Raw genomic sequence first — 14,013 nt, 5'->3', positions numbered from 1 at the left:
ATCAGCTTTCTCTCAGGATCAGTAACGGACTGGCGGTGAGGGCCCGCCGCGTGCCCAGCAGGCCCGCCGTGCCGACCAGCAGGGCGCCCAGCACCGGCAGGAGCAGCAGCCAGGGATGGGGTTGCCAGTCCAGGTCGAAGGCCAGCCGGTAGAGCAGGGCGCTGACGATCTCGCAACCGAGCGCCGCGAGCAAGCCGCTGGCGCCACCGAGCAGGATGAATTCGGTGCGCCGCGCCCGTTGCAGCAACGCGCGCCGGGCACCCAGGGCGCGCAGCAGGGCGCCCTGGCGAATGCGTTCGTCGAGGGTCGCCTGCAGGCCGGCCAGCAGCACGGCGACGCCGGCGGCCAGCAAAAACAGCAGCACGAACTCCACCGCCACGCTGACCTGGCGCAGGATGCTGCGCAGCTGATCGAGCAAGGCATCGATGGGCAGCAGGGTCACTGCCGGGAATTGCCGGGCCAGGGCCAGCAATTCGCGGTCGTGGCCGGGCGGCAGGTAGAAGCTGCCCAGGTAGGTGAAGGGCACGCCCTCCAGGGCGCTGGGGGCGAAGATGACGAAGAAGTTCGGCTGGAAATTGTCCCAGCTGACCTGCCGCAGGCTGGTGATCCGTGCCTCGATCTGGCGATCGCCGATGACGAAGCCCAGGGTGTCGCCCAGGCCGACGCCGAGGCTGCGCGCCAGCTCGCTTTCCAGGGAAACGCCGGGCAGGTCGCTGGCGGGCAGCGCATCCCACCACTGACCGGCTTCCAGGCGGTTGCCGTCCGGCAACTGCGCCGACCAGGTCAGGTTGAGATCGCGCCGGGTGGCACGGCCACCGCGGGAGTCGTCTTCCAGGCCTTCCTGGGCCGGGTGCCCCTTCACGCTGACCAGGCGGCCTTGAACGATGGGGTAGAGCGGACTGGCGTGGGGCGAGAGACCGGCCACCGCTGAGGCGAAGGCCTGGCGCTCTTCCGGCAGCACATTGAGGGCGAAGTGGTTGGGCGCCTCGGCCGGCAGTTGCGCCTGCCAGCGTTCCAGCAGCTCGCCCCGCAGCAGCACCACCAGGCTCATGGCCAGCAGGATCAGGCCGAAGGCCAGGGTCTGGCCCACCGCCGCCAGTGGGTGACGGAGCAACTGACCCAGACCCAGCCGCCAGGCCAGGGGCGCACCCTGCATGGCCCGGCGCAGGCCGCGCAGGGCCAGGTAGAGCAGACTGCCGAACAGCAGCCCGGCGACCAGGCCACCCACCAGCAGCGCCAGGGTCAGGCGCAGGTCCAGCGACAGGCGCCACATGATCAGCCCCAGGGCGAGCAGGGCGCAGCCATAGACCAGCCAGGTGCGCAGGGGGACGGGCTGCAGGTCGCTGCGCAACACCCGCAGCGGCGGGACCCGCCCCAGGGCGGCCAGCGGCGGCAGGGCGAAGCCGACCAAGGCGACCAGGCCGGTGCCCATGCCGGCCAGCGCCGGGCCGATCCCGACCGCCGGCAGGCGCGCCGGCAGCAGGCCATGCAGCAGTTCGAACAGCACCCGCTGTGCCAGCCAGCCGAACAGGGCGCCGAGCAGGCTCGCCGCCAAGCCCAGCAGTCCCAGTTGCAGGCCGTAGAGCAGCAGGGCGTCGCGGCGGGTCAGGCCCAGGCAGCGCAACAGGGCGCTGGCATCGAAGCGCCGCGCGGCGAAGCGATTGGCCGACAGCGCCACCGCTACGCCGGCCAGCACCACCGCTACCAGGCTGGCCAGCCCCAGGTAGCGCTGGGCGCGTTCCAGGGCATTGCCCAGCTGGCGATTGCCATCGCCCGGCCCTTCGAAGCGCTGGTTGGCGGCCAGGGCCGGGGTCAGCGCCTGGCGATAGGCGGCCAGCGCCTGGGGTTCGCCGCGCCAGAGTTCGCGATAGCGTACCCGGCTGCCGGGCTGGATGACCCCGGTGGCGGCCACGTCGTCGAGATTGATCAGCACCCGCGGCGTCAGGCTGTAGAAGTCACCCGCCCGATCCGGTTCATAGGTGAGCACCCGGGTGATGGTGAGGGCCTTGCGCCCGATGTCCAGGCGGTCGCCAACCTTGGCATCCAGCGCCAGCAGCAGGCGCGGCTCGACCCAGGCCTCTCCGGGCGCCGGAGCGCCGCCCGGTTGGTCGGGCGCGTCCGGCGCCGCGGCGCTGCGCACCTCGCCGCGCAGGGGGAAGTTGGCCTGGACCGCCTTGACGCTGGCCAGCTGCAGGGCCTCGGCACCCGCCGCCATGGTGCTGAAATTGAGCGAACGGCTGTGTTCGAGGCCCCGCTGCCGGCCGGCCTCCACCTGTTCCGGACGCGACGGTTCGCTGCCCAGCAGCACCAGGTCGGCGGCGAGGAATTCACTGGCGCGATTTTCCATGCCCGCGCCCAGGCGGGCGGTGAAGTAGCCGATGGCGACGCTGGCGGCGACGGCCACCACCAGCGCCAGGCAGAGCATGCGGATCTCGCCGGCGCGGAACTCTCTCAGGCTCTGGCGCCAGGCCAGGTCGAACAGCCGTGCGAAGGGAAGACCGGTGCGCCTCATGCCGCGACCTGCCGACCGCCTTCCAGGCGCAGTTGGCGGGCGCAGCGCGCGGCCAGGCGCTCGTCATGGGTCACCAGCACCAGCGTCGTGCCCCGCTCGCGGTTGAGTTCGAACAGCAGATCGCTGATATGGGCGCCGGTGCGGCTGTCGAGATTACCGGTGGGTTCGTCGGCGAAGAGGATGCTGGGTCGCGGCGCGAAGGCGCGGGCCAGGGCCACCCGCTGCTGCTCGCCGCCGGAGAGCTGGCGCGGATAGTGACGCAGCCGTTCGCCCAGGCCGACCCGCTCCAGCAGGGCCACTGCCTGTTCCCGGGCCTGGCGCACGCCCTCCAGTTCCAGCGGCAGCATGACGTTTTCCAGCGCCGTGAGGCTGTCCAGCAGCTGGAAGGACTGGAAGACGAAGCCCACCCGGTCCGCGCGCAGGCGGGCGCGGGCGTCTTCGTCGAGGGTGTCCAGGCGCTGACCGGCGAGATGGACTTCGCCGCTGCTGGGCAGGTCGAGACCGGCCAGCAGGCCGAGCAGGGTGGACTTGCCGGAACCCGAGCTGCCGACGATGGCCAAACTGTCGCCGGCTTGCAGTTGCAGATCCAGCGCCTGGAGGATCGGCAGCGCGCCTTCCGCGCCCGTGACGACCTTGCTAAGGTCGCGTGCCAGCAGTATGACTTCGCTCATGAGGTTTCCGATGCCGTATTCGAAGGGCCCGCACGCGGGCGGCTGTGGCGAGTTAGAGTCAAAAAGCCGGACGAAGTCCAGTGCGCCTTTGCGCCAAGGCATTGCCTGGCTGCTGGCCGTGCTCTGTCTGACCCTGGCCCCGCTGGCCATGGCGCGCACCCTGCTGGTGGTGGGTGACAGCATCAGTGCCGGCTACGGCCTCGCCGAAGGCCAGGGCTGGGTGCGCCTGCTGGAAGGGCGCCTGCAGGCGCAGCAGCTCGACTATCAGGTGGTGAATGCCTCCATCAGCGGCGACACCACCGCCGGCGGCCTGGCGCGACTGCCGCGGTTGCTGGCTGATCATCGACCCGCAGTGGTGGCCATCGAACTAGGTGGCAACGACGGTCTGCGCGGTCAGCCGCTGGCCCAGTTCGAGCGCAACCTCACCGCCTTGGTGGAACAGGCCAAGGCCAAAGGCGCGCGCGTCCTGCTGCTGGGCATGCGCCTGCCGCCCAACTACGGACCGCGCTATACCGACGGCTTCGCCCAGGTCTACACGGACGTGGCCCAGGCCCAGCAGGTGGCCCTGGTGCCTTTCCTGCTCGAAGGGGTGGGCGGCGATCCCGCCTTCATGCAGCCGGATGGCATCCACCCCCAGGCCAATGCGCAGCAACGCCTGCTGGACAACGCCTGGCCCCAGTTGGAGCCGCTGCTGCGCGACTGAACGTCGGACTTTTCCCCGACGGGGCTTTCCGCTAAGGTTGCGCGCCCCCGCCGGTCCGGCCGATCGACCGCCCGGCGGAACCGCCCCTGGAGTATCCCGATGTCCCGCCTTTCCCGGTCCATGCACGGCTATCAGCTGATCCAGCCCGATGCCCAGCTCGACCTGTTCGCCTGCCGCGAGGGGCGGGTCCATATCGTCGCCCGGCAGCTGGAGCTGGGCTCGCCGACCGACCGGACCCTGTGCGGCACCCTGCTGCCGGCACGGCCCCGGATGCATGCGCTGAATCGCCGGGCGCTGGGACTCAAGACCCTCTGCCCGGCCTGCATGCAGCGGCTGCAGGGCGCCAGACGGGGTCTGCCGAATCCGTTGCAGGTCTTTTGAGAGCCTGCCCAAAGTCTGCTGCGCGTCGGCCAAACGGTGTTGAAAATCCCTTCGGAATGCTCATTTACACCTCGTGAACTCCGCTTCCCCAGGTCTTTTCGCCTGGTTTGGCGCTAGCCCGCGAGCCTTTGCGCAGGCTCCAGGCCCTGCCGGACGCCGATCGAGGCGTGTACAATTCGCGCCGTCACCTTTTTGCTCCTTGCAAGGATTCATCCCATGCCCGCGCGCGTTTCGACCCTGGTCGGTTCCCTCTCGCTGTTTGGTCTGCTGAGCGCGGGTACGGCGCAGGCACTGGAGTTGCCCCTGCCGCCACCCGGCGAAGACGTGGTTGGCGAGGTTCAGGTCATCAAGGCCGCCTACGAAGACACCTTTGCCGATCTCGGCCAGAAGTACGATCTGGGCTACACCGAGATGGTGGCCGCCAATCCGGGCGTGGACGCCTGGCTACCGGGCGCCGGCACCGAGATCGTGCTGCCCACGCGCTTCATTCTGCCGCCCGGGCCGCGCGAAGGCATCGTCATCAACATCGCCGAATACCGCATGTACTACTACCCCAAGGGTGGCCACACGGTGTTCACCTACCCGTTGGGCATCGGCCGCGAAGGCTGGGGTTCGCCCATCGGCGTGACCAAGGTGGTCGACAAGATCAAGGATCCGTCCTGGTATCCGCCGGAGTCGGTACGTGCCGAGCACGCCGCCGAAGGCGATCCGCTGCCCAAGGTGGTTCCGCCCGGTCCGGACAATCCCCTCGGGCCCTACAAGATCCGCCTGACCCTGCCGGGCTATCTCATCCACGGCTCGGACAAGAAGTTCGGCATCGGCATGCAGGTCAGCCATGGCTGCTTCCGCATGTACAACTTCAACGTCACCGAGCTGGTCGGCATGCTGCCGGTCGGTACCCCGGTGCGCATCCTCGACGAGCCCTACAAGTTCGGCGTGAGCCAGGGCAAGCTCTACCTGGAGGCGCACCAGCCGGTCAGCGTGAAGGGCGATCCGACCGACATCGACCGTCAGGCCGCGGTGGTCAATGCGCTGATCAAGCGTGACGACCTGCTGCAGGCCAACAGCGCGGTGAACTGGAACACGGTGCGTGACGTGGTCCAGGGCCAGGACGGCCTGCCGGTGGAAATTGCCGACCTGCCCGCCGGGATGGTTACCGGTACGGTGGCCAAGGCGCCCGCCAAGGCCCTGTGATCGCGACCGGCCGAGCGCGCTTGGCCGGTCAGACAAACAAAAAGCCCGCCATCTGAGATGGCGGGCTTTTTGTTTGCTCCGGGAAAGGCGACTGTTGCCACTCGCCTTTCCAGCCGAGGCGCTTACTTGCGGCTGGCTTTTTCCAGCATACGCAGGGCGCGCTCGTTGGCTTCGTCAGCGGTCTGCTGAGCTTTCTGAGCGGCGGCCAGGGCCTCGTCAGCGTGACGGTAGGCTTCGTCAGCACGAGCCTGAGCGCGGGCAGCGGCGTCTTCGGTAGCGGTCAGGCGAGCTTCGCTTTCCTTGTTAGCGGTGCTGCAACCAGTGGCCAGAGCAGCGGCCAGAGCCAGGGCGGCGAATTTCAGAGCGTTGTTCATCGTAAACCCCTTGAGGTAGACATCCTGTTTTAAGATCAATTTCCCAGGTGGAAAATTGCGGCTACATACTACTCATTACCGGTCGTAAGTAAACTGAGTGAACCCGTTGAAGAGGGATTTTTTGTGGAAATTCCTCTCTGCTCCCCGTGTTCGTCCCCGAATGCCTGCACCCGGCACCAGCAACTGCTTGGATGGCTGAAAGCCACGAACGTTTCAAAACGTTAGAGGATGACCGGCAGTTGTCAAGGTCAAAGCCGCGCCTGCTCTCGCGCGGGCGGCCCTGATATAGTGTGATTTCTCGGTGCGACGGCTGGTCAGAACCTGCTGCTTCCGGAGGGGTCTGACGCGCTGTGGCTCAGTCCCGCACAGGAAGGGTGCGTTCTCGTCTTCGGGTATCATCGATAACAATGGATAAGGCGGAGCCAAACCGCCAAGGAGTAGTCATGAACGAATCCCTGCACGTGGAACACGATGAGGCCAATCATCAGTTCCACCTTTCTGTCGACGGTCAACGCGCCTATCTCGCCTACATGGATCTGGGCAAGCAGACGATGGATTTCTATCGCACCTTCGTCCCCGATGCCCTGCGCGGGCGCGGTCTGGCCGCCAGGCTGACCGAGCACGCGTTGAACTACGCCGAGAGCCGCGGCTACAGCGTTATCCCGTCTTGCTCCTATGTGGAGCACTACCTGGAGCGGCGTGGCCAGGTGACGCCGCTGGCCTGAGAGCCTGTTCTAAGTCTGCTGCGCGGCGGCCAAACGGCGTTGAAAATGGCCTGGGTCGCCAGCCCTGCCTAGGCGGCCCCGTCGGAATGCTCATTTACCACTCGTAAACCCAAGCGCGGGTCCGATCCGCTTCCTCAGCCATTTTCGCGGGGCCGCCCAGGCCTTGCTTGCCTCTAGCTCGCGAGACTTTGAACAGGCGCTGGTGCGGAAGAAAAAACGCCGGGCTGAGCCCGGCGTTTTCGTAGCCGCTGGCGGATCAGCTGCGCGCGCGACGCGGCAGCACGTCCTTGAGCTTGCGGTGCATGTCGAGAATGCTCTTCTCGGTCATGGCCCAGTCGATGCAGGCGTCGGTCACCGAGACGCCGTACTCCAGCTGCGACAGATCCGCCGGAATCGGCTGGCTGCCGAAGCCCAAGTGGCTTTCCACCATCAGGCCGACGATGGAGGTGTTGCCCTCGACGATCTGGTTGGCCACGTTGTCCATCACCAGCGGCTGCAGGGCCGCATCCTTGTTGGAGTTGGCGTGGCTGCAGTCGACCATGATGTTGGGCTTGACCTTGGCCTTGACCAGCGCCTGCTCGCACAGGGTGACGCTGACCGAGTCGTAGTTGGGCTTGCCATTGCCGCCGCGCAGGACCACATGACCATAGGCATTGCCCTTGGTCATCACCACCGAGACCTGGCCGCGCTGGTCGATACCCAGGAAGCGGTGCGGGCTGGAGACCGACTGGAGGGCATTGATGGCCACCGTCAGGCTGCCATCGGTACCGTTCTTGAAGCCGACCGCGGAGGAGAGGCCCGAAGCCATTTCCCGGTGGGTCTGGGACTCGGTCGTGCGGGCACCGATCGCCGACCAGCTGATCAGGTCCTGCAGGTACTGGGGAGAGATGGGGTCCAGCGCCTCGGTGGCGGTGGGCAGGCCCTTTTCCGCTAGGTCCAGCAGCAGCTGGCGACCGATGTGCAGGCCGTCCTGGATCTTGAAGGAGTCGTCCAGGTAGGGATCGTTGATCAGGCCCTTCCAGCCCACGGTGGTGCGGGGCTTCTCGAAATAGACGCGCATGACCAGATAGAGGCTGTCACTGACCTGGGCGGCCAGCACCTTGAGGCGCTCGGCGTATTCGTGAGCGGCCTTGATGTCGTGGATCGAGCAGGGGCCGATCACCACGAACAGGCGGTGGTCCTTGCCGTCGAGGATGTCGCGGATGACCTGGCGGCCCTGGGCGACGGTGTCGGCGGCGAGATCGCTGAGCGGGATCTCCTGCTTGAGCTGCTCGGGCGTGATGAGCGGCTCGTTGGCTTCGATGTTGAGGTCGTTAAGGCGGGGCTGTGCGGCCATGGTGCTACTCGTCGGTCACGGCGCTGCGACAGGTCGGGGCCCGTGCAGGCAAAATACGATGGGGAGGGTGGGGCACCTTAACGCGTGTCCCGCCCGCTCACAATGGCTACGACGCTATCCGCCCGCCCGAGGGCGCGCTTTGGCGATGATCGAGACGAGGACGCGATGGAATTGGACGATGGGACGGCGGATGCCGTCCTGCTGGCGGCGCCAGGGCGCTCGCTGCTGATCTTCACCAGCGTCGGCTGCGCCACCTGCCGGCTGGCGCGCCAGGTGCTGCCTGCGGCGACGCTGCCGGTCGAGCGGCTGTACTGGGTGGATGCCGAGCGCAGCGGCGGTCTGGTGCAGCGTTATGGCGTCTTTCATCTGCCGGCGCTGTTCCTGGTCCGGGATGGCGACTTCCTCGGTCCGGTGCAGGCGCCGCTACGCGAGCCGGCGCTAGTGGCGGCGATCCGGGCGGCGGATGCGCGCGAGCCCGAGGAGCTGCCCTGAAAGGGCTCTAACGCGCGGTTCGCAACGCAAAGGCCATTCCCCTGCTACGCTGGAGACGCCTATCCCACGTTACACCGGTCAGGTCGGCTGATCTGGCCAGGAGGAATCGTGATCCGCTCTCTGCTCTATGCCACGGACCTGGGCCTGTGTTCGTCCTATGTCTTTCAGCATGCCTTGAATCTCGCCCGTATCCATCAGGCGCGGCTGTATGTCGTCCATGTGGTGGAGCCCCTTGGTCTGCTGGCGTCCACCCTGCTGCAACAGTATCTGGATGGCGAATCCCTGGATCGCCTGCGCAATGGCGGTCTGGATCTGGTTCTGGAGACCATCGAGCAGCAGGTGTTCGAATCCCTGCGCGAGGACCTGTTGGAAACCCCGGCCACCGTGGGGCTGGTGCGAGCCGTGCGGGTGGTGCAGGGCGATCCGCCGGCGGCCATCCTCAAGCAGGCCCAGGAGCTCGCCGCGGACCTGCTGGTGATCGGCAGTCGCAGCCAGGGCGACGCCCAGGTGGCACCCCTGGGTCGTACCGCCAGCCGCCTGCTGCAGACCACGCGCATCCCGGTGTACCTGGTGCCGCTGCGTCAGGGCTGATCCGCCAGCGTCAGTCCTTGTCCCTCCACGACTTAATTCGATTTCGGTCTAGAAAAAGCTTGAGGGCTGCATTACTGTTATATGCTTGCGCATGGGGTCAGCGAGGAGCCAGCATGAAGCTGCAACAGTTGAGATATATCTGGGAAGTCGCCCACCACGATCTGAACGTATCCGCCACGGCCCAGAGTCTCTATACCTCGCAGCCCGGTATCAGCAAGCAGATCCGCCTGCTCGAGGACGAGCTGGGCGTCGAGGTCTTTGCCCGCAGCGGCAAGCACCTGACCCGGGTGACGCCGGCGGGCGAACGCATCATCCAGACCGCGGGCGAGATCCTGCGCAAGTGCGAGAGCATCAAGCAGATCGCCCAGGAGTTCTCCAACGAGCGCAAGGGCACCCTGTCCATCGCCACCACGCACACCCAGGCGCGCTATGCGCTGCCGGACGTGATCAGCGAATTCATCAAGCAGTATCCGGACGTGGCCCTGCACATGCACCAGGGCTCGCCGACCCAGATCGCCGAGATGGCCGCCGACGGCACCGTCGACTTCGCCATCGCCACCGAAGGTCTGGAGCGCTTCAACGACCTGGTGATGATGCCCTGCTATCGCTGGAACCGCTGCGTCATCGTGCCCCAGGGCCACCCCCTGGCCAAGGTGGAGCACCTCACCCTGGAGCATCTGGCGGAACAGCCGCTGGTGACCTACGTCTTCGGTTTCACCGGGCGCTCCAAGCTCGACGAGGCCTTTGCCCGCCAGGGCCTGGAGCCCAACGTGGTGCTGACCGCGGCGGACGCCGACGTCATCAAGACCTATGTCCGCCTCGGCCTGGGCGTGGGCATCGTCGCCGACATGGCGGTGGATCACAAAGCCGATGCCGACCTGGTCTGCCTGGACGCCAGCCACCTCTTCGAGGCCAGCGTGACCAAGATCGGCCTGCGCCGCGGCACCTTCCTGCGCGGCTTCATGTGCGACTTCATCGGCCGCTTCGCGCCGCACCTGACCCGCGATGTCCTCACCGAGGCCATGCAGACGCCTTCGCGGCAGGAACTGGAGACCCTGTTCCATGGGGTGACGTTGCCGACGTATTGAACCGTCGTTTTAGATAATAAGCGCGGCCATGGCTGCCCGCCGATGCGGCCGTTCCTGCTGGCTGCCGTAGGTTGGGTTGAGCGCAGCGAAGCCCAATGGCGCTTGCCTCGGCGCTGGCTCTGTTGGGCGTCGACGATGGAGCCGTCTCAGCCCAACCTACGATCTACCCCGCCGCTCGCCACTGCTCCAGCAACAGCTGCGCGGCCGCCGACAACCCCGCGCCCTGGCGGACCAGGATCGAATAGGGCTCGTTGCGGGTGCGCTGGAGCACCGGCAGGCGGCGCAGCAGGCCGTGTCTTTCGCCGAACTGGGCGATGTCGCTGGGCAGCATGGCCACCTGGTTGGTGTCTTCCTGCAGCAGGCCGAGCAGGGTGAAGGTCGAGGAGGTTTCCACCGGATAGCGGGGAAACTCCAGCTCCGCGGCGCGAAATTCCCGCTCCAGGGTCAGGCGCATGGGCAGGTTGGCCGGATAGACGATCCAGCGACTGTCGACCAGCTCGGCCAGGCCCAGCGCCTGTGCCTCGGCCAGTGGATGGTGCGGATGGCAGACGATCTCCAGCCGCTCTTCGCGTACCTCCAGGCAGTCATAGGCATCCGGCCGGCGGCTGACGCTGCTGCGGCAGATGGCCACTTCGATGCGGCCGGCGTCGAGCAGGTCGAGCAGGCGCACGCTGGTGTCCTCGATGATCTCGATCCCCAGCTGGGGTTGCGCCGCACCCAGGCGCGACACCGCGGCGATCAGCCGGGGCACGGCGCCCATGATCACGCCCACCGCCAGCCGGCCTCCTTCACCCTGGAGAATGCCGAGCATTTCCTCGCGCAGATGGGCCAGGTCGCTCTCGATCAGCCGCGCATAGCGGATCACGCAGCGGCCCAGGTCATTGGGCTGCAGGCCCTGGTGGGTGCGCAGGAAGAGGGTGGCGCCCAGGGTGCTCTCGATCTCGTGCAGGGCCTTGGTGGCACCGGGCTGGGAAATGGCGATGCGTTCGGCGGCCTTGTGCAGCGAGCCTTCTTCGTCGAGGGCGATCAGCAGGCGCAGTTGCCGCAGGCGCAGACGGGAGGCGATGGAGCCCAGGGATGGCAGCATGGGAATAACCGTTGGTTATCACGGGATAGGGAGCTCTCATTAGGCAGGCCCCGTGGCGCCGAGTAAAGTCTCCTTCAGGCGATAACCAACAAGGAGAATGCCATGCACCTGATTCAGTTCGAAGACCAACAGGGCCAGCGCCGCGTCGGCGTGGTCGAGCGCGGCGAGGTCCAGCAGGTCCGCGGTGCCACCAGTACCCGGACCCTGGCGCTGCAGGCCATCCGCGCCGGCGTGTCGCTGGAGTCTCAGGTGCAGACCCTGGGCCTGGAGCCCGGACCGGCCTATGCCGAGCTGCTCGACGCCGGCCGCCTGTTGCCGCCGCTGGACCATGAGGATCCGGCACACTGCCTGGTCACCGGGACCGGTCTGACCCACCTGGGCAGCGCCGCCACCCGCGACAAGATGCACCAGCAGAACAGTCAGGAGGAGGCCAAGCTGACCGACTCCATGCGCATGTTCAAATGGGGCGTGGAGGGCGGTCGTCCTGCAGCGGGTACCGCCGGTGCCCAGCCGGAATGGTTCTACAAGGGCGACGGCGGCATCCTGGTGCGTCCCGGTGCCGACATCCCGCTGCCGGAATTCGCCGAGGACGCCGGTGAAGAACCGGAGCTGACCGGTCTCTATGTGATCGGCGACGACGGCAAGCCCTATCGCCTGGGTTATGCGGTGGGCAACGAATTCTCCGACCACGTGATGGAACGCAAGAACTATCTCTACCTGGCCCATTCCAAACTACGCTACTGCAGCTTCGGTCCGGCCATGCGCACTGGTGAGCTGCCGCGCCATCTGGCAGGCACCAGCCGGATCCGTCGCGGCGAGCAGGTGGTCTGGGAGAAGGAGTTCCTCTCGGGCGAGGACAACATGTGCCACAGCCTGGAGAACCTGGAGTATCACCACTTCAAGTACGCACAGTTCCTGCGACCGGGGGATGTCCATGTGCATTTCTTCGGCACGGCGACCCTGTCCTTCGCCGATGGCGTGCGTGTGGAGCCGGGCGACAGATTCGAGATCGCGGTGCCGGAATTCGGCGAGCCGCTGAGCAATGGCGTCAAGGCCGGCACGGCAGCCTTCCAGCCCGGGCAGGTCCGCCAGCTCTGATAGTTGTATGATGACTGCTGACTATGCGAATGCTAGAGTGGGTATCGCACAGGCTGGCCCGGCCGCTCCGAGACTGAGCGTGCCACCCTTTCGAAGGCCGCTCCAAGCGAGCGGTCTTCCCTGAACCCCTAGGTATAAGGAGTCGAGAACAATGCAGATCCAAGGCAAGAACTACATCGGTGGCGCTCGCAGCGGCGAGGGCGAGGTGCGGGTCTACAGCATCGACGCCACGACCGGCGAACAGCTGCCCTACGAATTCTTCCAGGCGTCCACGGCCGAGGTCGATGCCGCCGCCCGCGCCGCCGAGCAGGCCGCGCCCCTGTACCGCAAGCTGAGCGCCGAGAAGCGCGCGGCCTTCCTGGAGGCCATCGCCGACGAGCTGGATGCCCTGGGCGATGACTTCGTCCAGCTGGTCTGCCAGGAAACCGCACTGCCGGCTGGTCGCATCCAGGGTGAACGTGGCCGTACCAGCGGCCAGATGCGCCTGTTCGCCAAGGTGCTGCGCCGGGGCGACTTCCACGGTGCGCGCATCGACACCGCGCTGCCCGAGCGTAAGCCGCTGCCGCGTCCTGACCTGCGTCAGTACCGCATCGGCCTGGGTCCGGTGGCCGTGTTCGGCGCCAGCAACTTCCCGCTGGCCTTCTCCACCGCCGGTGGCGACACCGCCGCGGCCCTGGCCGCCGGTTGCCCGGTGGTGTTCAAGGCCCACAGCGGGCACATGGTCACCGCCGAATACGTGGCCGATGCCATCCTTCGCGCCGCCGAGAAGACCGGCATGCCCAAGGGCGTGTTCAACATGATCTATGGCGGTGGCGTCGGTGAGCAGCTGGTCAAGCACCCGGCCATCCAGGCCGTGGGTTTCACCGGCTCGCTGCGCGGCGGTCGCGCCCTGTGCGACATGGCCGCGGCCCGTCCGCAGCCGATCCCGGTGTTCGCCGAGATGTCCAGCATCAACCCGGTGGTGGTCCTGCCCGAGGCGCTCAAGGCCCGTGGTGATGCCATCGCCGGCGAACTCGCGGCGTCCGTGGTCCTGGGCTGCGGTCAGTTCTGCACCAATCCGGGTCTGGTCATCGGCGTGCGGTCGCCCGAGTTCAGCGCCTTCCTCGAGCGGCTGGCCGGTGCCATGAACGAGCAGGCGCCCCAGACCATGCTCAATCCGGGCACGCTCAAGAGCTACGAGAAGGGCGTCGCGGCACTGCTGGCCCATTCCGGCGTACAGCACCTGGCCGGTGCCAACCAGGAAGGCAACCAGGCACGTCCGCAGCTGTTCAAGGCAGATGTGAGCCTGCTGCTGGAAAACGACGAGCTGCTGCAGGAAGAAGTCTTCGGCCCCACCACCGTGGTGGTCGAGGTGGCTGACGAAGCCCAGCTGCACCAGGCGCTGCAAGGCCTGCACGGCCAGCTGACCGCCACCCTGCTGGCCGAGCCGGCCGATCTGCAACGTTTCGAGGCCATCATCGGCCTGCTGGAGCAGAAAGCCGGTCGCCTGTTGCTCAACGGCTATCCCACCGGGGTGGAAGTCTGCGATGCCATGGTCCATGGCGGTCCCTATCCGGCGACCTCCGATGCCCGTGGCACCTCGGTCGGCACTCTGGCCATCGACCGCTTCCTGCGTCCGGTGTGCTACCAGAACTACCCGGACGCCTTCCTCCCGGAAGCCCTGCAGAACGCCAATCCGCTGGGTATCCAGCGCCTGGTGAACGGCGAGAACACCAAGGCCGCGCTCTGATCGCGCTGTCTTGAGTGACTAAAAACCCGGCG

General features: G+C 66.9%; 14 protein-coding genes. 9 read left to right on the top strand and 5 right to left on the bottom strand.

Annotated elements, in window-relative coordinates; translation table 11 throughout:
* Window position 1: 1 nt before the first annotated feature.
* Window positions 2-2,512, bottom strand: a complete 2,511-nt coding sequence (locus tag RCF34_RS05665; RefSeq protein ID WP_308707270.1) for an FtsX-like permease family protein — start codon at window positions 2,510-2,512, stop codon at window positions 2-4.
* Complete coding sequence (locus tag RCF34_RS05660) at window positions 2,509-3,183, bottom strand: ABC transporter ATP-binding protein (protein ID WP_308707269.1); 675 nt, start codon at window positions 3,181-3,183, stop codon at window positions 2,509-2,511. Before RCF34_RS05660 ends, RCF34_RS05665 begins: the two co-directional genes overlap by 4 nt.
* A gap of 148 nt (window positions 3,184-3,331) precedes the next feature.
* On the opposite strand from RCF34_RS05660, the gene RCF34_RS05655 reads away from it, so the two are divergent.
* From RCF34_RS05655 to RCF34_RS05645, 3 genes are all read left to right on the top strand, one after another.
* Window positions 3,332-3,886: an arylesterase gene (locus RCF34_RS05655; RefSeq protein ID WP_308707529.1), complete on the top strand. Its 555-nt coding sequence runs from the start codon at window positions 3,332-3,334 to the stop codon at window positions 3,884-3,886.
* A 99-nt stretch (window positions 3,887-3,985) separates the two neighbouring features.
* Window positions 3,986-4,267, top strand: coding sequence for a hypothetical protein (locus RCF34_RS05650; RefSeq protein ID WP_308707268.1), 282 nt, complete (start codon window positions 3,986-3,988; stop codon window positions 4,265-4,267).
* Window positions 4,268-4,483: 216 nt separating this feature from the next.
* Window positions 4,484-5,461, top strand: a complete 978-nt coding sequence (locus tag RCF34_RS05645; protein WP_183628934.1) for a L,D-transpeptidase family protein — start codon at window positions 4,484-4,486, stop codon at window positions 5,459-5,461.
* A 122-nt stretch (window positions 5,462-5,583) separates the two neighbouring features.
* Here the strand turns inward: RCF34_RS05645 and RCF34_RS05640 are convergent, their stop codons facing one another.
* Entirely contained in the window at window positions 5,584-5,835 is a 252-nt protein-coding gene (locus RCF34_RS05640; protein ID WP_007160560.1) for an Lpp/OprI family alanine-zipper lipoprotein, read from the bottom strand.
* Between the two features lie 443 nt (window positions 5,836-6,278).
* On the opposite strand from RCF34_RS05640, the gene RCF34_RS05635 reads away from it, so the two are divergent.
* Entirely contained in the window at window positions 6,279-6,560 is a 282-nt protein-coding gene (locus RCF34_RS05635) for a GNAT family N-acetyltransferase (RefSeq protein WP_058790539.1), read from the top strand.
* A 256-nt stretch (window positions 6,561-6,816) separates the two neighbouring features.
* Here the strand turns inward: RCF34_RS05635 and RCF34_RS05630 are convergent, their stop codons facing one another.
* Window positions 6,817-7,896, bottom strand: coding sequence for a 3-deoxy-7-phosphoheptulonate synthase (locus RCF34_RS05630; protein ID WP_308707267.1), 1,080 nt, complete (start codon window positions 7,894-7,896; stop codon window positions 6,817-6,819).
* A 165-nt stretch (window positions 7,897-8,061) separates the two neighbouring features.
* Between RCF34_RS05630 and RCF34_RS05625 the strand changes: the two genes are divergently transcribed.
* The 3 genes from RCF34_RS05625 (at window position 8,062) to cysB (ending at window position 10,067) form a co-directional block, all read left to right on the top strand.
* Window positions 8,062-8,388: a thioredoxin family protein gene (locus RCF34_RS05625; RefSeq protein WP_308707266.1), complete on the top strand. Its 327-nt coding sequence runs from the start codon at window positions 8,062-8,064 to the stop codon at window positions 8,386-8,388.
* Between the two features lie 108 nt (window positions 8,389-8,496).
* A complete protein-coding gene (locus RCF34_RS05620; RefSeq protein ID WP_308707265.1) occupies window positions 8,497-8,979 on the top strand; it encodes a universal stress protein in 483 nt (160 codons plus the stop codon).
* Between the two features lie 113 nt (window positions 8,980-9,092).
* Entirely contained in the window at window positions 9,093-10,067 is a 975-nt protein-coding gene (cysB, locus tag RCF34_RS05615; RefSeq protein WP_007160555.1) for an HTH-type transcriptional regulator CysB, read from the top strand.
* Window positions 10,068-10,230: 163 nt separating this feature from the next.
* On the opposite strand, the gene RCF34_RS05610 is transcribed toward cysB, so the two are convergent.
* The gene (locus RCF34_RS05610) at window positions 10,231-11,154 is read right to left on the bottom strand and encodes a LysR family transcriptional regulator (RefSeq protein ID WP_308707264.1); all 924 of its coding nucleotides are present in this window, start codon (window positions 11,152-11,154) and stop codon (window positions 10,231-10,233) included.
* Between the two features lie 102 nt (window positions 11,155-11,256).
* Between RCF34_RS05610 and araD1 the strand changes: the two genes are divergently transcribed.
* On the top strand, window positions 11,257-12,252 hold the full coding sequence (araD1, locus tag RCF34_RS05605) for an AraD1 family protein (RefSeq protein ID WP_308707263.1): 996 nt from the start codon (window positions 11,257-11,259) through the stop codon (window positions 12,250-12,252).
* Between the two features lie 151 nt (window positions 12,253-12,403).
* Entirely contained in the window at window positions 12,404-13,981 is a 1,578-nt protein-coding gene (locus RCF34_RS05600; RefSeq protein ID WP_308707262.1) for an aldehyde dehydrogenase (NADP(+)), read from the top strand.
* Window positions 13,982-14,013 lie beyond the last annotated feature (32 nt).

It is taken from the genome of Pseudomonas sp. 102515, from assembly GCF_031085165.1.
Taxonomy (GTDB): Bacteria; Pseudomonadota; Gammaproteobacteria; order Pseudomonadales; family Pseudomonadaceae; genus Chryseomonas.
This window is presented reverse-complemented; position numbering and strand designations above follow the sequence as displayed.

What these genes read in the sequence shown, in the direction of transcription:
- RCF34_RS05645 (WP_183628934.1), top strand. Translation starts at nt 4,484, where the DNA reads ATGCCCGCGCGCGTTTCGACCCTGGTCGGTTCCCTCTCGCTGTTTGGT.
- RCF34_RS05665 (WP_308707270.1), bottom strand. Translation starts at nt 2,512, where the DNA reads ATGAGGCGCACCGGTCTTCCCTTCGCACGGCTGTTCGACCTGGCCTGG.
- araD1 (WP_308707263.1), top strand. Translation starts at nt 11,257, where the DNA reads ATGCACCTGATTCAGTTCGAAGACCAACAGGGCCAGCGCCGCGTCGGC.
- RCF34_RS05600 (WP_308707262.1), top strand. Translation starts at nt 12,404, where the DNA reads ATGCAGATCCAAGGCAAGAACTACATCGGTGGCGCTCGCAGCGGCGAG.
- RCF34_RS05660 (WP_308707269.1), bottom strand. Translation starts at nt 3,183, where the DNA reads ATGAGCGAAGTCATACTGCTGGCACGCGACCTTAGCAAGGTCGTCACG.
- RCF34_RS05610 (WP_308707264.1), bottom strand. Translation starts at nt 11,154, where the DNA reads ATGCTGCCATCCCTGGGCTCCATCGCCTCCCGTCTGCGCCTGCGGCAA.
- RCF34_RS05640 (WP_007160560.1), bottom strand. Translation starts at nt 5,835, where the DNA reads ATGAACAACGCTCTGAAATTCGCCGCCCTGGCTCTGGCCGCTGCTCTG.
- RCF34_RS05625 (WP_308707266.1), top strand. Translation starts at nt 8,062, where the DNA reads ATGGAATTGGACGATGGGACGGCGGATGCCGTCCTGCTGGCGGCGCCA.
- RCF34_RS05635 (WP_058790539.1), top strand. Translation starts at nt 6,279, where the DNA reads ATGAACGAATCCCTGCACGTGGAACACGATGAGGCCAATCATCAGTTC.
- RCF34_RS05650 (WP_308707268.1), top strand. Translation starts at nt 3,986, where the DNA reads ATGTCCCGCCTTTCCCGGTCCATGCACGGCTATCAGCTGATCCAGCCC.
- RCF34_RS05630 (WP_308707267.1), bottom strand. Translation starts at nt 7,896, where the DNA reads ATGGCCGCACAGCCCCGCCTTAACGACCTCAACATCGAAGCCAACGAG.
- RCF34_RS05655 (WP_308707529.1), top strand. Translation starts at nt 3,332, where the DNA reads ATGGCGCGCACCCTGCTGGTGGTGGGTGACAGCATCAGTGCCGGCTAC.
- cysB (WP_007160555.1), top strand. Translation starts at nt 9,093, where the DNA reads ATGAAGCTGCAACAGTTGAGATATATCTGGGAAGTCGCCCACCACGAT.